Origin of the sequence: Reyranella soli, from assembly GCF_007992495.1 — a bacterium.
GTDB lineage: Bacteria > Pseudomonadota > Alphaproteobacteria > Reyranellales > Reyranellaceae > Reyranella > Reyranella soli.
Map to the genome: position 1 here is coordinate 1 of NZ_BKAJ01000011.1, position 16,936 is coordinate 16,936.

Below are 16,936 nucleotides of genomic sequence, written 5' to 3' on the forward strand. Positions count from 1 at the left end.
AATCAGGATGATCGCCCACGGCGAGGTCGGTTGTCCGACCGGACGGGTCGCCGGCGGCGGGGGAGGCGCGAGGCTGGCGCCCGTGGACGGTGCGAAGCCCGCGCCAGCGCCGCCTGCGAAGCCGCTCGGCGCACTGGCGACCGGCCGCGGCGGCGCGGAGGGGGCGGGCATGCGCTGCGCCAGCATGATCTCAGCTGGCATGCGCTCTTCGAAGACGACGACGATGCGGTCACGACGGCGGCTGGTCGACAGGATGTTGACCGAGTATCCCTCGCTGGCGCGGCGGCCGAGGAAGATGCCGACGGCATTCATGCGGCCGGGCTCGAACACGTCGGGCGCGGGGCTGCCGACGCGGCCCCACAGGCTGCGCCATTCGGCGACCGTGCCGGCGACGACCTGCTCCGGCTGGCGGGTGATTGCCGTCGCACCTGCCCAGTGACGTCCCTCGATGGCCTGGGCGAAGCCATTGCCGATCGGCAGCAGCAGAGCACCGGCGCCGAGGGCGCCATACGACAAGAGCCGCCGCCGCGGCAGGTGATCAACGGTAGAGGGAACTGTCTTCGCGTCTAATCGCACAACAGATCTCGGGAACCCGGGCTGAACCAAGTGAGTGTCCGAAATGACCACTACACTTTGGCTCAATTGAGGCTGGGCCAGCTATGGTTCGCGGTGCTGTCGTATCAATCATTGCAGCATGTGGCTTTCGTGCAACACAGGCGGCGATCGTGGCCGTTACACGGGCTTTCCGTGGCGGCCGATGCCGGCCGCAAAGCGGCGCGCTCCGGCCTCGGTCTCGCCAGTCGCGACCGTGGCGATGCCCAACCGGAATTCGTTCAGCGTTGCTGCGTCCCAGCCGAGGGACCATTGCTCGATGGCTGAACGGCGGTCGTTGCGCAGGGCGGCCTGCGGGAGGCGTGCAAGTTCGTGCGCAAGGCGCAGCGATTCGGCAAGCGCCTGGCCGGGCTCGACCAGACGATTGGCGAGCCCGATCCGTTCGGCCTCTTCGCCCGAGACGCCGCGGCCGGTGAGGATCATGTCCATCGCCCGGCTCTGGCCGATCAGGATGGTGCCGAGATCCATCAGCGGCACGCCGAAGCGTCGGCAGTACACGCCGAACGTGGCGTCGCGCGCTGCCACCCGGAGATCGCACCACAGCGCGAGTTCCAGGCCGCCCGCGACGGCGTAACCTTCGACCGCGGCGATCACCGGCTTGCCGAGCGTGAGCCGTGTCGGTCCCATCGGGCCGTCGCCGCTTTCCTGGCGGTGGCCGCGATGGCCGGCCGCCGTCTGCTTCAGGTCGTAGCCGGCGCAGAAGGTGCCATCGGCACCGGTCAGGATCGCGACGTGCTGCGAGACATCGCTATCGAAGCGGCGAAAGGCTTCGGCGAGTGCGTTGGCCGTCGGCGGATTGACGGCGTTGCGTGCGGTCGGGCGGTTGATCGTGACGATCGTCACGGGGCCGTCGACTTGGCAGCAGACAGTGGGAAGGTCTGGCATCGAGGGATGATCGTGTCTGTTGCCGGCGGTCGACAAATGAATTGGACGCGTCGATCGTTGAACCATCTTCATCGATGCACGCCATCGGAGTGACAGCCTGCGCGGCGGCGGGCACAATCCCGGGATGGCTGCACGCTCCGCTGCCGTCTCGCCGCCGAAACTCCTGCGCGCGGCCGAGCCGATGCCCGCCGCGACACGGCTGCGGCCGGCTTTGCTGCTAGCGCTTCAGGCCTTCGATGCGGCGGTGCGGCTGGGCAGCTTCAAGGATGCGGCCGAAGCGCTGCACATCACGCCCTCCGCCATCAGCCATCGCATCCGCAATCTCGAGAAGGCGATGGGCGACACGTTGTTCAGCCGGGCGCATCGCGTGGTCGAGGTGACGCCGACCGGCCGCCGCCTGGCGATCGCGACCGGCCGCGCGTTCGGCGAGCTGATGCGGGCCACCACGCCGCTCGCCGGCAGCGAAGCCAGTCGCCGGCTGCGACTCAGCCTCTCGTCGACCTTCGTGTCGGCATGGCTGATCCCGCGCATCGCCGGCTTCATGGCAAGCCATCCCGAGATCGAGCTTTCGATCGAGAATTCGAATCGCGTGCTCGACCTCGAGAACGAACCGTTCGATGCCGGCGTGCGCGCGGGCGACGGCAACTGGCCGGGCCTCGTCGCCCAGCATCTCATGGACCTGCACGTCACGCCGGTGGCGACGCCGGCGCTCGTGCAGCAGCTCAAGCTGCGCCAGCCGGCGGACATCGCGCGGGCGCCGATGATCCATGTCGTGTCGTTCCCGCTCGCCTGGCCGATCTGGCTGCGCCAGGTCGGCGCTGGCACGGTCAAGGCGAAGCAGGCCGTCTGGGTCGACAGCTTCGAGACCGCATTGCAGCTCGCGGAAAGCGGGGCCGGCGTGGCCCTCGGCTTGGCGCCCCTGTTCGTCGAGCGCGAGCAGGTCGGCGCGGTCTGCCGGCTCTTTCCCATGAGCCATGCCACAGGCGGCTACTGGCTGGTGCACCGACCTCAGGAAACGGCCAACCCCACCCTGCGCAGCTTCAAGCGCTGGTTGCGCGGCGAGCTCGCCAAGAAGGGCTGAACGGACGGTTGAACGCGGTTCATCCCAGCAGGCCGCGGATTCTTCCGTCGCGCCCGGCCGCAGGCGTATGCTCAGCAAAACACGGCAATGGATGGCTGGGATGAAAGCGGCAATGGACGACCGGTCGGTGGCGCAGCGCGTGCTCGACCATATCGCCAACGGCACGACCGATATCGGCGAGGAGGTCTGGCGCGAGCCGGTCGCCAACTATCAGTCGAAGGAGCGGCTCGCCGCGGAGATCGAGCGCGTGCTGCGGCGTTCACCGACGCCGTTCTGTCCGGCGGCGGCCCTGCCCGAGATCGGCTCCTACATCGCGCGCGACGCGGCCGGCACGCCGACCGTCGTGGTGCGTGGCGTCGACGGCAAGGTGCGCGCTTTCCGCAATGCCTGCCGCCATCGCGGCATGCAGGTGGCGAGCGATTCGGGCTGCACGCGGGCCTTCGTCTGCCGCTATCACGGCTGGACCTACAATCTCGAAGGCCGCCTGCGCCACATCCCGCACGAGGAAGGCTTTCCCGGCTTCGACAAGGAGGCGCATCCGCTGGTGCCGATGACGGCGAGCGAGCGCTTCGGGCTGGTGTTCGTCACCCAGGACGAGCCGGCGCTGGGCGACGATTCGCTGGGCGGGCTCGACAAGCTGATCTCACCCGAGCAGCGCCTCTTCGCGACGGCCGAGCGCGAGTTCGAGGTCAACTGGAAGATCCTGCTGGAAGGCTTCATCGAGGGCTATCACATCAAGTCGACGCATCCCGAGAGCTTCCTGCCTTATGGCTTCGACAATCTGAACGTCATCGACCTGTTCGGCCGGCACAGCCGGGTCACCTATCCGTTCCAGCGCATCAAGAAGCTCGCCAAGGTGCCGCCGGCCGAGCGCCGGGTCGACGGGCTCCTGACCTACGTCTATCACCTGTTTCCCAACGTGCTGATCACGGTGCTGTCGCGTCACACCAACGTGGTGATCCTGGAGCCGCTCGCGGTCGATCGCACGCGGCAGATCACCTACACGCTGACCAACGGCGGCGGCGACGATCCCGCCGCCCTGGCCGAGGCCAGGCGCGACGCCGACTTCGTCGGCAATACCGGTGCGCAGGAAGACCGCGCGGTAGTGCAGGCGATCCAGCGCGGCCTCGGCAGCCGTGCCAACGACGCCTTCATCTTCGGCCACTACGAAAGCGCCATCGTCCACTTCCACAAGACGCTGACGGCGGCGCTGGCTTGATCTCTCTTATCCTCTCCCGTCACACAGGGGAGGGTAGGGAGGGGGCAGGCGACAAACCGATCTTTGAAATTTCAGATCTGAAATCTGCGGGCGCTTTCACTGAGGCTCTCCCCCTCCCGTACCCTCCCCCGATGACGGGGGAGGGACTTGAGGAAGAGCTAACTCCGCTTCGCGCGATCCGTGGCGTTGGTCGACTGGATCTGCTCGCGGATGCGGCGCCAGTCGTCGTCGCTGTAGGCCATCATGCTGGAGAAGGTGCCGTTGCCCATGATGCCCATGGCGCCGTCGATGGCGATGACCTCGCCGTTGATGTACTCGACCTCGTCGCTCATCAGGAACGCCGCCATGTTGGCGAGTTCGCTGGGGCGGCCGACGCGGCCCAGCGGGTTGCGCGCCTTGTAGCGGTCGTCATCGCCCTCCTTCATCGGATTGAGCCGCGCCCACGCGCCTTCGGTCGGGAAGGGGCCGGGCGCGATGGCGTTCAGCCGGATGCCGTGGCGGCCCCATTCGACGGCCAGGCTCTGGGTCATCACCGCGACACCCGCCTTGGACATGGCCGAAGGCACGACGAACGGGCTGCCGGTCCACACCCAGGTCGTCAGGATGCTGAGCACGCTCGCCTTGCGCTTCTCGGCGATCCAGCGCTTTCCGCAGGCGTTGGTCGTGTAGAACGTGCCGTGCAGGACGATGTTGGCGATGGCGTCGAAGGCCCGTGGGCTGAGGTCCTTGGTCTGGGAGATGAAATTTCCGGCAGCATTGTTGACCAATCCGTCCAGCGGCCCTGTTGCCCAGATGCGGTCGACCATCTCCTCGACCGCCGTGGCGACCCTGATATCCACCGTATGGGTCTCGACCCGCCGGTCGGGATGCCTGGCCATGACCGCCTTCGCGGTCTCTTCCAGGACGCCGCCGCGGCGGCCGCAGATGACGCAATCGGCGCCCAGCTCGACGAACTTCTCCATCATGATGCGGCCGAGGCCAGTGCCGCCGCCGGTGACGAGGAAACGCTTTCCCTTGAACAGATCGGTCCGAAACATCAAACGCTCCCCCAGATTGCAGTGCCACTGTCGTCTAGCTGGTCCGGAAAGTTCGTTACAAGAACTGTTGCACGGTCAGGTTTGAGTGATAGGATTTCCCAATAACAACATGGGATCGTTGAAATGACGACCCAACAGGGAGAGACGGGCGGGGACGTCGGTACGGTTGAGCTGCGTGGTAAGGTCAAGTGGTTCAACGCCGTCAAGGGATATGGGTTCTTAGCCCTTGACGCCGATAACAGCGACGCGTTCCTGCATGTAACGACACTGCGCCAAGCCGGGCATGAAGATCTCAAGCCCGGAGCGACAGTGACTTGCGCCGGCGTGCGTGGCCCCAAAGGCTGGCAGGTCATGAAGGTGCTCGACGTCGATTCGTCGACGGCGGTAGCGACGGCACCCAAGCCGCCGCCGGTGCCCGACGGCATCGCCATGGGCGATTACATCGCCGCCTTGGTCAAGTGGTACAACAACGAGCGCGGCTACGGTTTCGTCACGCGCGAGGCGACCGAAGGCGACATCTTCGTGCATGCCGCGGTGCTGCGCCGCCACGGCATGGAATCGCTGGCGCCCGGCCAGAAGGTGATGATCCGCATCGCCGAAGGCCAGAAGGGACTGCAGGTCGTCGAGATACGGGCGGCTTAGTCAACTCATGATCTTCCAGACCGCGCGCTTCCAGCGCGCTCATGATCATGAGCGCGCTGGAAGCGCACGGTCCGGAAGAAGAAGACCTACTTGATCTCCCGCAAATAGCTGTCGAGCGCCGGCGCCTGCTTGATCAGGCCACGCTTCACCAGGAAGTCGGCGAAGGCCGTGTAGCGCGTGCGATCGAGCGCGCTCGGATCGGTCGCCAGCAGGGGCAGCGTGTCCTTCCAGGCAAGCTTGTTCAGCTCGCTGTCGAGCTCCTTGCCCGACTTCGAGAAGATGCCCCAGGCCTCGTCCGGATTGGCCCTAAGCCACGTCGTCGCCTCGGCGATGGCGGCCAAAAGCTTCTTGGTGCGCGGCACGTCGACGGTCTCGCGCTTGGTGACCAGGATCAGCTCGTCATAGGTCGGCACGCCGTTCTTCTCGACCTCCCACAGGCGGCCCTTGGCCTTGTGCAGGGCAAGGTCGTTCAGCTCGAAATTGCGGAAGGCGCCGATCACGCCGTCGACCTGCTTGCTCATCAGCGCGGTGGTCAGGGCGAAGTTGACGTTGATCAGGGTGACGTCCTTCAAGGTCAGCCCGGCCTTCTCGAGGATGGCGCCCAGGAGCGCCTCCTCGAAGCCCGCGATCGAATAGCCGATCTTGCGGCCCTTGAAGTCGGCGATCGATTTCACCGGCCCGTCTTCGAGCGCCACCAGCGAGTTGAGCGGCTGGGCGACCAGCACGCCGACGCGCACCAGCGGCAGGCCTTCGGCCGCCAGCATCTGCAGGGTCGGCTGGTAGGACACGGCATATTCGGCCTGGCCCGCCGCCACCAGCTTGGGTGGCGCGTTGGGATCGGCCGGCGCGATCAGCTCCACGTCGAGTCCGTGCTTGGTGAAGATGCCGCGCTGCTTGGCGATCACCAATGAGGCGTGGTCGGGATTGACGAACCAGTCGAGCAGCAGGCGGACCTTGTCCTGTGCCGCGGCGGGCAGCGCCCCACCAGCCATCAGGCTCACCAGCGCGAACGCCGCGAGCAGGCGGATCAGAATTCGCATCGTCATTCTCCTTGCGATTGCCAGGGTACCAACACGCGCGCCGCCCAGTCGGTCGCGTAGTAGAGCGCGAGGCCGAGCAGGCAGAGCACGACAAGGGCGGCGAAGGCGAGCGGGGTCTGCCCGCGCGCCAGGGACAGCGTCATGAGGTAGCCGAGGCCGGCGCTGGCGCCGACCCATTCGCCGATCACCGCGCCGATCGGCGCCACCGCGGCGGCGATGCGCGCGCCGGACGCGAAGGCGGGCAGGGCGGCCGGCAGCCTGATCTGCAGTAGGACGGCGCGCGGGCTCGCATCCATGGTGCGGGCGAGGTCGAGCCAGCCCTCGTTGGTGCGTCGCAGCCCGTCGTAGAGGGTGCTGACAACGGGGAAGAAGATCACCAGGGCCGCCATCGCCACCTTGGAGGCCATGCCGTAGCCCAGCCACATCACCAGCAGCGGTGCGATGGCGATCACCGGGATTGCCTGCGAGACGATTACCAGCGGCAGCGCCCAGCGGCGCCAGCCGGCCGAAGCGGCGAAGACGATGGCAAGAGTGCCGCCCAGCACCAGGCCGAGCAGCAGGCCGACCACCATCTCGGTGGCGGTCCAGGCGGCCTCGGCGACCAGAAGATCGGACCGTTCGATCAGCACCGTCAGCACTCGTGACGGCGGTGGCAGGATGTAGGACGGCACGCCGGTGGCCCAGACCAGCGCTTCCCAGCCGAGCAGCAAGCCGATGGCGGTGATCAGCGGTCTCATGGCGCAAGGCCGCGCAGCTCGGCGACGAGGCGCGCATGCAGGCCGAGCAGGGCGGGATCGGCCGGATCGCGCGGCACGACGCCGACCGGCTCGATCGCCGGACCGGCGATGAACGGCGAGCCAGACAGCACGCGGATCTGATGGCCGACGCGCAGCGCTTCCAGTGGATCGTGCGTGACCAGCACGGCGGTGCGGCCGGCGAGCAGACGCGCGGCGAGATCCTGCAACTCCAGCCGCGTCACCGCATCGAGATGGGCGAACGGCTCGTCCATCAGCACGACCGGCCGGTCCTCGCACAGCGTGCGGGCGAGCGCCGCGCGCTGGCGCATGCCACCCGACAGCTGAGCCGGACGGTCGTCGAGCCGGTCGGCCAGGCCGACTTCGGCGAGCAGGATGCGGGCGCGAGCCTCGGCGGCAGCGAGGGCTACGCGGTCGCCGCGCAGGCGGTAGCCCAGCAGGACATTGTCGAGGACCGACAGCCACGGCAGCAGCAGGTCGGACTGCGCCATGTAGGCGACGGGCTGCGCACGCGGGGCGTCCGGCAGCAGGCCGGCCAGCCAGCGCAACAGGGAGGTCTTGCCGACTCCCGAACGGCCGAGCAGGCAGGTGGTGCGTCCGGCTGGAAACTCGAGCGTCAGGTCGCGGGCAACCAGTCGCTCGCCGAAGGCGATGCGCGCATCGCGCACGAGAAGGGGAGGAGCAGCCGACAAGTACGTCACCAGTCCCTACGCCGGTACTAACCGGATCAGGTTGCCGGGGTCGTCCTTGCGAACCTCTCAGCCCAGAATGGGCTCCCCCCGGTGAACCCGGCCACTATGGAAAGGCCGGAACTGTCACGCAAGCGTCTTGAGTTTGACGAAATCGCCGGGCACCCGTTATTCCATGGCCATGGCATCCCTTCGTTCCGGAACGCGGCTCGCCCAGCTCTCCTTGGGGCGCCGTCTGCTGCTTGCAGCGCCCGCTGTCTTGATGGCGGGCGGCGCGCTGGCGCAGAGCTCTGAGATCACCTTCAAGAAGTCGTCGCTGGTCGTGGTGACCGCCAGCCGCGAGATCAAGTTCGACGTCGAGCTGGCGCTGAACGACGCCGAGCGTGCGCGCGGGCTGATGTACCGCGAGAAGCTCGGGCCGTACGACGGCATGCTGTTCGACTTCTACCAGGATGCGCCGGTCAGTTTCTGGATGAAGAACACGCTGATCCCGCTCGACATGGTGTTCATCGCCGGTGACGGCACGATCAAGCACGTCCACGCCAACGCCACCCCGCTGTCGACCGACGCCATCCCCAGCCAGTTCCCGGTGCGCGCCGTGCTCGAGATCAATGGCGGCAGCGCACGCCTGCTCGGCATCAAGCCCGGCGACAAGGTCAGGCACCCGATCTTCGGCAACGCTTAAGAGAGCGCGTTCATACTCTTCCGGACCGCCGGCCTCTGGCCGGCTCATGATCATGAGCTCCCTTACCGCTTCAGCGCGCAGGTCATGCCGTCGCCGACCGCGAACAGCGTGAGGTCGACGCGTTCGTCTTTCCTGAGCTTGGCGTTGAGCGCTCGGATCGCCTCGGTGTCGGCATCCTTGTCGGCGAGGTTGGCGACCGAGCCGCCCCAGATGACGTTGTCGATCAGCACCAGCCCGCCGCGGCGCACCAGCTTCAGGCAGCGCTCGTAGTAGGCGTCGTAATTGGTCTTGTCGGCATCGATGAAGGCGAGGTCGATCTGGCCGGCGAGGCCCTGGGCCAGCAGCCAGTCGAGCGTCTTGAGGGCGGGAGCGACGGTGAGCTCGATGCGGCTCTCCAGTCCGGCCTCCTTCCAGTAGCGCTTGCCGATCTGGGTCCATTGCTCGCTGACATCGCAGCACCAGAGCTTGCCGTCCTCCGGCAGGGCCTCGGCGATGCAGAGTGCCGAATAGCCGGTGAAAGTGCCGACCTCGACCGCGCGCCGCGCCCCGACGGCGCGGGCCAGCAGGCCGATCTGCTGGCCCTGGTGGGCGGAGATCTGCATGCCGGCGCCCGGCATTTTCGCGGTTTCCTCGCGCAGGCGGCGCTTCAGCGGGCTGTCGCGCAGCCAGTTGCCGTCGACATAGTCGGCGAGCGCGCCGTCGATCTTTGGCCAACTCTTCATCGCCACACCTCGATTACCTTGCACATCATCGACCCTGCCCGGGCATCACGCCATGTTCCGCCCATGAGCGACATCCAGACCTTCGTCCAGGACTACATCGCCGTGTGGAACGAGCCCGACGCCGGCAAGCGCCGCCAGCTCATCCGCACACTTTGGCAGGAAGACGCCCATCATCTTGCCCGTACGCTCGAGGCCGTGGGCCACGCCGGCATCGAGAAGCGCGTAACCGACGCCTACGACAAGTGGGTGAAGGAGAAGGGCAACGTCTTTCGCCTGCAAGGCAGCGTCGACGGCCACCACGACACCGTCAAGCTGCGCTGGGAGATGTTGCCAGCGGCCGGCGGCGAGGTGATCTCGGTCGGCTTCGACTTCCTGGTGCTGGGCGACGACGGCCGCATCCGCACCGGCTACCAGTTCATTGAAGCCTGACGGCGTACTTCTTCAGCTCGTCGAGCGAGACGACGTGCAGGGTCACGGCGTGCGTGGCCTCGAGCACGACCTGCGGCGCGGCGCCGGCCTCCAGCGCCTCTTTCCAGCGGCTGGCGCACAGGCACCAGCGGTCGCCTGGCTTCAGCCCGGCGAAGCCGTACTGCGGCATCGGTGTCGAGAGGTCATTGCCCTGGGCCTTGGAGAAGGCCAGGAACGCGGCCGTCATCACGACACAGACCGTGTGCAGGCCGACATCCTCGCGGCCGGTATTGCAGCAGCCGTCGCGATAGAACCCGGTGACGGGGTCGATGGAGCAGGGCTGCAGGGCGCCGCCCAGGACGTTGATCGAGGGCGCACGGCCGGGGCGGCCCTGCTCGGGTGTCTGGTCGAACATGGCACAGGATACCACCCGGAAATTGCGCTTTCGAGCGGTCCCGGTCGCTGGTAGAAAACCGGCGCCTAAGGGTCATCGCGGCGGGGCGTAGCGCAGTCTGGTAGCGCGTCTGCCTTGGGCGCAGAAGGTCGTCGGTTCAAATCCGGCCGCCCCGACCACGCCGCCGCCGCAGGGGAGTATCGACGTTCATGCAGGTTCGCATCTACAAGCCAGCCAAGACGGCGATGCAATCAGGCCAGCGCAACACCAAGGAATGGCTGCTCGAGAGCGAGCCCGCCCCCAAGGAGATCGATCCGCTGATGGGCTGGACCAGCTCGCGCGACACCATGCAGCAGGTGAAGCTCTACTTCGCCACCCTGGAGGAGGCGACGGCCTACGCCAAAAAGGAAGGCTGGCGCTACACCGTCGAGCTGCCGCATGCACGGCACGTCAGGCCCAAGGCCTACGCCGACAATTTCGCCTACAACCGCGTCGGCCGCTGGACGCACTGACCCGTGCGCTTTTCCGGTCAAATCGAACCGCTTGCGGTTCGACTTGACCGGAAAACGCATTATCGCCTGGCTGAGGCCCGCGCCACGGCGGCGTCGTAGGCGCTGACGATCTGCGGATCGAGGTCGGCGATCTTGAGATAGTGCAGGCGTGCAGCTTCCCGCAGCGCCTTCCATGAGTCCGCCGGCACGATGGCGCGGCCGGCGAGCCACTCGGCGATCGTGCCCGGCGACTGCTTCAAGGCCGCGGCCATCGGCTCCTGCCAGGCCGGACCCCAGATCGTCTGGCCGACCTTGGCCAGCAATGCCTGATCGCTCATCTCAACCTCACTTTGGCCCCGCGAGCGGCTGCGGCACATCGGTCAAGGACAGCGGTGCCGCTGCGGCATCGGCTTGCCAGGAAACATCGATCTCGAAGGTGTACCTGTCCGGTTCAGCGACTTCGGGCCGGGAAGGTTGCTCGAAGCGATGTACGAGCGACGACGGCTCGCCGCGCAAATCGATCCGCACGCTGCCGCGCGTCTTGCCCTCGGCGATGTCGTGGGAACCCACCGAAAAGCTTCGAAAGGTCACCAGATAATGCAGCGTCCCGCTGGTGACCTGGGCCGGCAGGCCGAGCGCGAACCCGGCCAGCGACGGTCCGCTTGCCGCGGCCTGTCCCCAGGATCTCGGCGCCTCCGAGATCGACAGGAACTGCGGCGATCTCAGCATGAGGAAAGTCGTCCTCGACGCCGAGGACCGGTCCGGATCGAAGGGTTTCGACGGATCGTAGGAAGCGATGCCGTCGCCCATCTCGATCCACCCGGGATTCTTGGCCAGGAAGTCGCGCGCGGCATGGAAGGGGCCGGACTGGTCGACGTTGTCGAGGATGACGATCCCGCCGGGCCGCAGTCGCCGGGCGGCCATCAGCAGATCGAACAGCGCGAACTCGTAGTCATGGTTGCCGTCGACCAGGGCGAGGTCGATCAGGAGTCCCCGCCGTTCCAGCTCGAGGAAGAACTCCATCGACATCAGCGGATGGAAGTGCACGATCTTCTGCAGCTCGGCCGGCCAGGCCGCGAAAATCGGCGGGCAGCGGTCGGCACCGAAAGGGTCGGTGGTGTGCACGACGCCGCTGCCATTGCGCCACAGCGCCCGAGCCAGGACCTCAGTCGTGCCGCCAAACAGGGTGCCGACTTCGACCACGACTTCGGGCCGCAGGCTGCGGATCAGCGAGTAGAGGATCGCCCGCGATTCGTCGCTGATAAAGGAGCGGGCAGGGTAGTCCTTGAAGTAGCGCAGGACGTGCTTCGGGAAGGCGGTGTTGCCCCGCATCTTGGCGAGCAGAGCCAATGGCTTGTCGTCCGGATCTTCGCCGGGGATGGGCTGAAGGGGCCTAAAATTCGAGGCGAGCATCAAACCTACCTGAAAAACGCGACGATCTGCTATGGCCGGACCCAAGCGCGCGGTCAAATTGCCGGCCGTGATCCGTGTTATTGTCGTGTCGGCCCAATGGGTCTGCGCCCGTAGCTCAGGGGATTAGAGCAACCGCCTTCTAAGCGGTAGGTCGCTGGTTCGAATCCAGCCGGGCGCGCCAATTCTTCCCGTGGAGACTGCAGCAGGTGTGTATTTTTGCTTTGCAGTTCTAGTTGCAAATAATTCTCACTTCCCAATAAAGTCATGATAATGACTCGCATTCGCTGATTTTCGTTCGACGAGTGCTCTGGGGAGAAGTTGACGTGACGCGTACCATTTCCGCGACGACTGCCATGGCTGGACTGCTGTTCGCTTCCGGGGCGATGGCGCAACAGCCGCCCGATCAGAACGCGCAGGGCCCGGCGCCGACGCCCCCACCGCCCGACCAGAATCCTGCCGCCCCGACCGCGGCGCCGGCCACCATGCAGCCCGTCACCGTGACCGGCTCGCGCCCCAGCGAGGATTTCCAAACCACGCGCGGGTCGATCTTCCGCATGGGCGCCGAGAATCTGATGGACGTGCCGCAGACGGTGATCGTCATCAACCGCGCGCTGATGAACTCGCAGGCGGCGACGACACTCGACCAGGCGGTGCGCAACGTGCCGGGCGTCACCATCGGCTCGGCCGAGGGCGGCACGATCGGCAACAACATCAACCTCAACGGCTTCTCGGCGCGCACCGACATCTACCTCGACGGCATGCGCGACCGCGCCCAGTACTATCGCGACACGTTTGCCCTAGAGGCGATCGAGGTCCTGATGGGCCCGTCCTCGATGCTGTTCGGCCGCGGCTCGACCGGTGGCGTCATCAACCAGGTGACCAAGAAGCCCGGGCTCAAGCAGGCGACCGAGCTCAGCGGGCAGGTGACGACCAACGGCCTCATCCGCAGCACGGCCGACGTCAACACGCCGTTCGGCGAGAACAACGCGGCGCGCGTCAACGGCATGTTCCAGTGGGGCAAGGCCACGACCATCGACAACACGAACGTCCTGGACTTCGGCCTGGCGCCGTCGGTCAAGCTCGGCATCGGTACGCCGACCGAGATCACGCTGGGCGCGATCCTGCAACATCGCAAGGACCAGGTTAACTACGGCGTGCCACCGCTCAACGGCTTCCCGATCAACGTGCCGCGCAACGTCAACTACGGCCTGTCCGACGACTACACCGAGCAGGACGTCATCCAGCTCAACGCCACGGTCGAGCACAAGTTCAACCCGAACTTCAGGGCGCGCAACCAGTCGGAGTTCCTGTGGGTCAACACGTCGGTGCGCCAGACGTCCGGCGCCTTCGTCGGCACTCTCGGCTCCAACTTCGGCTTCGTCCAGGCCACCAACGGACCAGGCAATACGCCCTACAGCGGTGCGCCGCTGAACCAGCTCTACATTCGCCAGATCAGTCGCGACCGAAACATCAACGACATCACCTTCGAGAACCAGTCCGAGCTCGAGGCCAAGTTCAAGACCGGAGAGTTCGGCCATCTGCTGCTGATGGGCGTGGACCTCAACTACGAGTCCTATACGAACAAGACCTACACCCGTAACGGCTCCTGCAACGGCATCGCGCTGGTGGCGGGCTCGGTGGGCTGCACGCCCGCGGGCTATACCGTCGGGGGCGGAACTCCGGGCAACTCGCCGGAAATCCCCGGCAACTATGCTTCCTCGTCGGCCTGGGGATTCGGCGCCTACTTCAACGACACGATCGAGGTGACGCCCTGGCTGAAGCTGGTCGCCGGCTTGCGCTGGGACGTCTATGGGGCGCAGGTCGGCAACTCGATCAATTCGGCAAACACCGTCGGCAACACCACGACGCCCTACCTGTTCCAGACCGACTTCTTCACCAGCAAGCGCGGCGGCGTCATCATCGAGCCGACGCGCCAGCAGTCGTACTACGTCTCCTACAGCACGTCGTTCAATCCCTCGCTCGAGCAGCTCACCTCGACGACCGGCACGCAGACGCTGCCGCCGGAGAACAACGAAGGCTTCGAGGCCGGCGCGAAGTACGAGTTCCTGAACGGCAACCTGTCGCTGAACGGCGCGATCTTCCAGATCACCAAGTACAATGCGCGCACCCAGAACGCCGACGGCACCTTCACGCCGACAGGCACGGTGCAGGTACAGGGCGCGCGCGTCGGCGCCGCCGGCCGGATCACGCCGGAATGGCAGGTCTTCGGCGGCTACGCCTATCTCAACGCCCGCATCATCCAGGGCATCACGAACATCGGCGGCGTCGGCAATACGACCGGCAACGTGCCGCTCAACACGCCCAAGGACTCGGGCAACATCTGGACGACCTACACGATCAAGGACACCTATGAGATCGGCGGCGGCATGTTCTATGTCGGCCAGCGCTACGCCAACAACCAGAACACCGTGCAGGTGCCGGAGTATTTCCGCTTCGACGCGACAGCGGCCTACAAGGCGCCGACCTGGGAGCTGCGCGCCAACGTCTTCAACGTCTTCAACACGATGTACTACGACTCGTTGATGGCGTCGGACGGCGGCCGTGCCGTGCCGGGCACTGGCCTGACCGGCCTGCTCACCTTCACCTACCGCATGTGAGCGAGGCGGTTGGTCGATCATGCTGGTCTGCATTCCCAACGTTCTCGACGCCGGGCAGCTCGTCAGCCTGCGCGCTCGGCTCGACGGGGCCAATGAAGCGTGGGTCGACGGGCGCGTGACCGCGGGCTACCAGGGCGCGCCCGTCAAGTTCAACCAGCAGATCGACGAGGCGTCCGACGTGGCGCTGGCCTGCCAGCGCATCGTCGTCAACGCGCTCGAGATCAATCCGCTGTTCATCAGCGCCGTTCTGCCCAACGTCATCTATCCGCCGATGTTCAATCGCTACGGCCAAGGCATGAAGTTCGGCGCCCATGTCGACGGCAGCGTGCGCATCCATCCGCACAACGGTGCCAAGCTGCGCACCGACGTGTCGGCGACGCTCTTCCTCACCAACCCTGACGAGTACGACGGCGGCGAGCTCGAGGTCGAGGACACCTATGGCCGACACAGCGTGAAGCTGCCGGCCGGCAGCATGGTCGTCTATCCCGCGACCAGCCTGCACCAGGTGACGCCGATCACGCGGGGCGTCCGCACCTCGTGCTTCTTCTGGGTGCAGAGCCTGATCCGCGATGAGACGCAGCGTGGCGTCCTTTATCAGATGGACGAGGCGATCCAGCGCCTCAACCAGACCAATGCCGACGAGCTCGCGCGACGATCGTTGATCGGCTGCTATCACAACCTCGTCAGGATATGGAGCGAGACCTGATGGCTGAAGCCGCCGCCACAGCCCTGACGAGCAACCGGGTGAACCGAAGGCTGGCCTTCGTGCGCTGGGTGCGGCGCACCCATGGCTGGTTCGGCCTGTGGGGCGCGCTGCTCGGCCTGATGGCCGGCACCAGCGGCATCTGGCTCAACCATCGCAGCGTCATGAAGCTGGAACTGCCCGACCAGCAGCAGAGCAGCACGCAAATCCCGTTGCCCGACCCGAGGCCGGAGACGGCCAACGCCATGGCAGCCTGGCTGCAGGGCGTTCTCAAGGCCGATCGTCCGGCAAACAACATACGGGTCGAGCGTTCGCGGCCTGTTCCCTGGGCGGAGCGAGGCGGCCCTGAGAGAAGTGGCTCCGAGCGGAGTGGCCCCGAGCGGAGTGGAGAGGGCAGGCCCGCCATGCAGCCCGAGCGCTGGACCTTCGCTTTCGGCGGCCCCAACAAGGTGATGCAGGTCGAGTACTGGGTCGGCAACCGGTCGGCCAGCGTGCGCACCACGCAGAACGGGTTCATCGCCACGCTCACGAATCTTCACAAGGGCACGACCATGCCGGCGCCGTGGATCCTGCTGATCGACACGTTGGCCGGCGCCATGATCTTCTTGTCGATCAGCGGCACTATTCTATGGTGGGAGACCCATCGGCGACGACTTGCAGGGATCGTGATCTTTGGCATTTCTGTGATCGTGACGGCGGCCCTTGCGATGTCGCCGCTGCAATGGTGATAAGGCCTCGTGAGACCTGAACTTCCTCTCATGCCCCGCCTCGAGGCGCTCATCGGGGCTTCCAAGGAGCCGCTGACGCCGACGGTCAAGCGCGCGCTGCTGGCATTGGTCATCTTCTTCCATGTCGGTGGCGGCTGGGCGCTGACCCAGGTCGAGCCCGCGAAGCTGATCGTGGGCGACATCGCGCCCATGGAAGTGCGCATGGTGCCGGCCGAGCAGGCGGCTGAACCGGAGATCGAGAACGCAGAACCGCCGCCGCCGGTCGAGATCAAGCAGTCTGACCTGGCCGCAATCGTCGAGCCGCCGCCGCCCGACCTGCCGCCGCCGGAATTCCCGATCGCCAAGGTCGACATCCCGCCGCCGGAGGAGCCGCCGCCACCCGTTATCCCGCCGCTGCAGAAGAAGCCCGATCCCAAGCCCGAGCAACCCAAGCCGGTGCAGCGCAAGCCGCCGGCGCCGGTCCCGCAGGCGCCTGTCGACAATCAGCCGCAGCAGGCGACGCCGCGCGCGGCCAGCGCGCCGAGGACGATATCGGCCTCGCAGCTCGGCTTCCTGGTGCCGCCCAACCCGATCTATCCCGCCCGCTCCCGCAAGGCCGGCGACCAGGGGACGGTCATGGTACGTGTGCTGATCGATGTCGCCGGCCGGCCGTCGCAAGTCTCGTTGCAAACCTCGTCGGGCCATCCGGCGCTCGACGAATCGGCGGTGAGCGCCGTTCGCGCCGCACAGTTCCGGCCCTACGCCGAAGGCGGCATGACGCAGGCGGTGTGGGTCTTGGTGCCGATCAATTTTGTGTTGAGGTAGGAGTTAGGTC

20 protein-coding genes, 2 tRNA genes and 1 riboswitch are annotated in these 16,936 nt (G+C 66.4%); of the genes, 12 read left to right on the forward strand and 10 right to left on the reverse strand.

The annotated features are described in order from the left end of the window. Together RSO01_RS02900 and RSO01_RS02905 are read right to left on the reverse strand one after the other, a co-directional pair. The coding region (locus tag RSO01_RS02900; protein WP_147146034.1) for a protease complex subunit PrcB family protein at positions 1-516 on the reverse strand (516 nt) is incomplete at its 3' end. 216 nt (positions 517-732) lie between these two features. Next, positions 733-1,497: a crotonase/enoyl-CoA hydratase family protein gene (locus RSO01_RS02905; RefSeq protein WP_147146036.1), complete on the reverse strand. Its 765-nt coding sequence runs from the start codon at positions 1,495-1,497 to the stop codon at positions 733-735. Positions 1,498-1,621: 124 nt separating this feature from the next. Between RSO01_RS02905 and RSO01_RS02910 the strand changes: the two genes are divergently transcribed. Both RSO01_RS02910 and RSO01_RS02915 read left to right on the forward strand, forming a co-directional pair. Further along, positions 1,622-2,578 carry a LysR substrate-binding domain-containing protein gene (locus RSO01_RS02910; RefSeq protein ID WP_246157997.1) on the forward strand — a complete coding sequence of 319 codons (957 nt, stop codon included), beginning with the start codon at positions 1,622-1,624 and terminating at the stop codon, positions 2,576-2,578. A gap of 100 nt (positions 2,579-2,678) precedes the next feature. After that, entirely contained in the window at positions 2,679-3,797 is a 1,119-nt protein-coding gene (locus tag RSO01_RS02915; protein WP_147146038.1) for an aromatic ring-hydroxylating oxygenase subunit alpha, read from the forward strand. Positions 3,798-3,955: 158 nt separating this feature from the next. Here RSO01_RS02915 and RSO01_RS02920 read toward each other — a convergent pair whose 3' ends face one another. Further along, on the reverse strand, positions 3,956-4,834 hold the full coding sequence (locus RSO01_RS02920) for an SDR family oxidoreductase (RefSeq protein WP_147146041.1): 879 nt from the start codon (positions 4,832-4,834) through the stop codon (positions 3,956-3,958). A gap of 123 nt (positions 4,835-4,957) precedes the next feature. Between RSO01_RS02920 and RSO01_RS49410 the strand changes: the two genes are divergently transcribed. Beyond that, the gene (locus RSO01_RS49410) at positions 4,958-5,476 is read left to right on the forward strand and encodes a cold-shock protein (RefSeq protein WP_147146043.1); all 519 of its coding nucleotides are present in this window, start codon (positions 4,958-4,960) and stop codon (positions 5,474-5,476) included. A gap of 86 nt (positions 5,477-5,562) precedes the next feature. Here the strand turns inward: RSO01_RS49410 and RSO01_RS02930 are convergent, their stop codons facing one another. The 3 genes from RSO01_RS02930 to RSO01_RS02940 all read right to left on the reverse strand — a co-directional run bounded on the left by RSO01_RS02930 (position 5,563) and on the right by RSO01_RS02940 (position 7,972). Continuing rightward, complete coding sequence (locus RSO01_RS02930) at positions 5,563-6,516, reverse strand: ABC transporter substrate-binding protein (RefSeq protein ID WP_218037219.1); 954 nt, start codon at positions 6,514-6,516, stop codon at positions 5,563-5,565. Between the two features lie 2 nt (positions 6,517-6,518). After that, positions 6,519-7,253 carry an ABC transporter permease gene (locus tag RSO01_RS02935; RefSeq protein WP_147146047.1) on the reverse strand — a complete coding sequence of 245 codons (735 nt, stop codon included), beginning with the start codon at positions 7,251-7,253 and terminating at the stop codon, positions 6,519-6,521. Then, positions 7,250-7,972, reverse strand: a complete 723-nt coding sequence (locus RSO01_RS02940) for an ABC transporter ATP-binding protein (protein WP_147146049.1) — start codon at positions 7,970-7,972, stop codon at positions 7,250-7,252. Before RSO01_RS02940 ends, RSO01_RS02935 begins: the two co-directional genes overlap by 4 nt. Continuing rightward, positions 7,958-8,061, reverse strand: a riboswitch (TPP riboswitch). It overlaps the preceding gene by 15 nt. 80 nt (positions 8,062-8,141) lie before the next feature. Between RSO01_RS02940 and RSO01_RS02945 the strand changes: the two genes are divergently transcribed. Beyond that, positions 8,142-8,645, forward strand: coding sequence for a DUF192 domain-containing protein (locus RSO01_RS02945; RefSeq protein WP_246157999.1), 504 nt, complete (start codon positions 8,142-8,144; stop codon positions 8,643-8,645). A 62-nt stretch (positions 8,646-8,707) separates the two neighbouring features. Here the strand turns inward: RSO01_RS02945 and RSO01_RS02950 are convergent, their stop codons facing one another. Then, a complete protein-coding gene (locus RSO01_RS02950) occupies positions 8,708-9,367 on the reverse strand; it encodes a class I SAM-dependent methyltransferase (protein ID WP_147146051.1) in 660 nt (219 codons plus the stop codon). A gap of 63 nt (positions 9,368-9,430) precedes the next feature. Between RSO01_RS02950 and RSO01_RS02955 the strand changes: the two genes are divergently transcribed. Next, entirely contained in the window at positions 9,431-9,796 is a 366-nt protein-coding gene (locus RSO01_RS02955) for a hypothetical protein (RefSeq protein WP_147146053.1), read from the forward strand. On the opposite strand, the gene RSO01_RS02960 is transcribed toward RSO01_RS02955, so the two are convergent. Continuing rightward, entirely contained in the window at positions 9,783-10,190 is a 408-nt protein-coding gene (locus RSO01_RS02960) for a DUF2237 family protein (RefSeq protein WP_147146055.1), read from the reverse strand. The two genes, RSO01_RS02955 and RSO01_RS02960, sit on opposite strands and share 14 nt — an antisense overlap. 81 nt (positions 10,191-10,271) lie before the next feature. On the opposite strand from RSO01_RS02960, the gene RSO01_RS02965 reads away from it, so the two are divergent. Both RSO01_RS02965 and RSO01_RS02970 read left to right on the forward strand, forming a co-directional pair. Continuing rightward, positions 10,272-10,348 (forward strand) — tRNA-Pro (locus tag RSO01_RS02965). A 30-nt stretch (positions 10,349-10,378) separates the two neighbouring features. Then, complete coding sequence (locus tag RSO01_RS02970; protein ID WP_147146058.1) at positions 10,379-10,681, forward strand: ETC complex I subunit; 303 nt, start codon at positions 10,379-10,381, stop codon at positions 10,679-10,681. Positions 10,682-10,740: 59 nt separating this feature from the next. Here RSO01_RS02970 and RSO01_RS02975 read toward each other — a convergent pair whose 3' ends face one another. Together RSO01_RS02975 and RSO01_RS02980 are read right to left on the reverse strand one after the other, a co-directional pair. After that, positions 10,741-10,998, reverse strand: coding sequence for a hypothetical protein (locus tag RSO01_RS02975; RefSeq protein WP_147146060.1), 258 nt, complete (start codon positions 10,996-10,998; stop codon positions 10,741-10,743). A gap of 7 nt (positions 10,999-11,005) precedes the next feature. Further along, positions 11,006-12,073, reverse strand: a complete 1,068-nt coding sequence (locus RSO01_RS02980) for a class I SAM-dependent methyltransferase (RefSeq protein WP_147146062.1) — start codon at positions 12,071-12,073, stop codon at positions 11,006-11,008. Positions 12,074-12,177: 104 nt separating this feature from the next. On the opposite strand from RSO01_RS02980, the gene RSO01_RS02985 reads away from it, so the two are divergent. From RSO01_RS02985 to RSO01_RS03005, 5 genes are all read left to right on the forward strand, one after another. Beyond that, positions 12,178-12,254 (forward strand) — tRNA-Arg (locus RSO01_RS02985). A 142-nt stretch (positions 12,255-12,396) separates the two neighbouring features. Then, complete coding sequence (locus RSO01_RS02990; RefSeq protein ID WP_218037220.1) at positions 12,397-14,691, forward strand: TonB-dependent receptor; 2,295 nt, start codon at positions 12,397-12,399, stop codon at positions 14,689-14,691. 19 nt (positions 14,692-14,710) lie between these two features. Continuing rightward, a complete protein-coding gene (locus RSO01_RS02995) occupies positions 14,711-15,397 on the forward strand; it encodes a Fe2+-dependent dioxygenase (protein ID WP_147146064.1) in 687 nt (228 codons plus the stop codon). After that, entirely contained in the window at positions 15,397-16,122 is a 726-nt protein-coding gene (locus RSO01_RS03000; protein ID WP_147146066.1) for a PepSY-associated TM helix domain-containing protein, read from the forward strand. Before RSO01_RS02995 ends, RSO01_RS03000 begins: the two co-directional genes overlap by 1 nt. A 30-nt stretch (positions 16,123-16,152) precedes the next feature. After that, positions 16,153-16,926 carry an energy transducer TonB gene (locus RSO01_RS03005; RefSeq protein ID WP_147146069.1) on the forward strand — a complete coding sequence of 258 codons (774 nt, stop codon included), beginning with the start codon at positions 16,153-16,155 and terminating at the stop codon, positions 16,924-16,926. Positions 16,927-16,936 lie beyond the last annotated feature (10 nt).

What these genes read in the sequence shown, in the direction of transcription:
- RSO01_RS02975 (WP_147146060.1), bottom strand. Translation starts at nt 10,998, where the DNA reads ATGAGCGATCAGGCATTGCTGGCCAAGGTCGGCCAGACGATCTGGGGT.
- RSO01_RS02930 (WP_218037219.1), bottom strand. Translation starts at nt 6,516, where the DNA reads ATGCGAATTCTGATCCGCCTGCTCGCGGCGTTCGCGCTGGTGAGCCTG.
- RSO01_RS02950 (WP_147146051.1), bottom strand. Translation starts at nt 9,367, where the DNA reads ATGAAGAGTTGGCCAAAGATCGACGGCGCGCTCGCCGACTATGTCGAC.
- RSO01_RS02955 (WP_147146053.1), top strand. Translation starts at nt 9,431, where the DNA reads ATGAGCGACATCCAGACCTTCGTCCAGGACTACATCGCCGTGTGGAAC.
- RSO01_RS02945 (WP_246157999.1), top strand. Translation starts at nt 8,142, where the DNA reads ATGGCATCCCTTCGTTCCGGAACGCGGCTCGCCCAGCTCTCCTTGGGG.
- RSO01_RS02980 (WP_147146062.1), bottom strand. Translation starts at nt 12,073, where the DNA reads ATGCTCGCCTCGAATTTTAGGCCCCTTCAGCCCATCCCCGGCGAAGAT.
- RSO01_RS02935 (WP_147146047.1), bottom strand. Translation starts at nt 7,253, where the DNA reads ATGAGACCGCTGATCACCGCCATCGGCTTGCTGCTCGGCTGGGAAGCG.
- RSO01_RS02995 (WP_147146064.1), top strand. Translation starts at nt 14,711, where the DNA reads ATGCTGGTCTGCATTCCCAACGTTCTCGACGCCGGGCAGCTCGTCAGC.
- RSO01_RS49410 (WP_147146043.1), top strand. Translation starts at nt 4,958, where the DNA reads ATGACGACCCAACAGGGAGAGACGGGCGGGGACGTCGGTACGGTTGAG.
- RSO01_RS02920 (WP_147146041.1), bottom strand. Translation starts at nt 4,834, where the DNA reads ATGTTTCGGACCGATCTGTTCAAGGGAAAGCGTTTCCTCGTCACCGGC.
- RSO01_RS02915 (WP_147146038.1), top strand. Translation starts at nt 2,679, where the DNA reads ATGAAAGCGGCAATGGACGACCGGTCGGTGGCGCAGCGCGTGCTCGAC.
- RSO01_RS03005 (WP_147146069.1), top strand. Translation starts at nt 16,153, where the DNA reads ATGCCCCGCCTCGAGGCGCTCATCGGGGCTTCCAAGGAGCCGCTGACG.
- RSO01_RS02970 (WP_147146058.1), top strand. Translation starts at nt 10,379, where the DNA reads ATGCAGGTTCGCATCTACAAGCCAGCCAAGACGGCGATGCAATCAGGC.
- RSO01_RS03000 (WP_147146066.1), top strand. Translation starts at nt 15,397, where the DNA reads ATGGCTGAAGCCGCCGCCACAGCCCTGACGAGCAACCGGGTGAACCGA.
- RSO01_RS02905 (WP_147146036.1), bottom strand. Translation starts at nt 1,497, where the DNA reads ATGCCAGACCTTCCCACTGTCTGCTGCCAAGTCGACGGCCCCGTGACG.
- RSO01_RS02960 (WP_147146055.1), bottom strand. Translation starts at nt 10,190, where the DNA reads ATGTTCGACCAGACACCCGAGCAGGGCCGCCCCGGCCGTGCGCCCTCG.
- RSO01_RS02910 (WP_246157997.1), top strand. Translation starts at nt 1,622, where the DNA reads ATGGCTGCACGCTCCGCTGCCGTCTCGCCGCCGAAACTCCTGCGCGCG.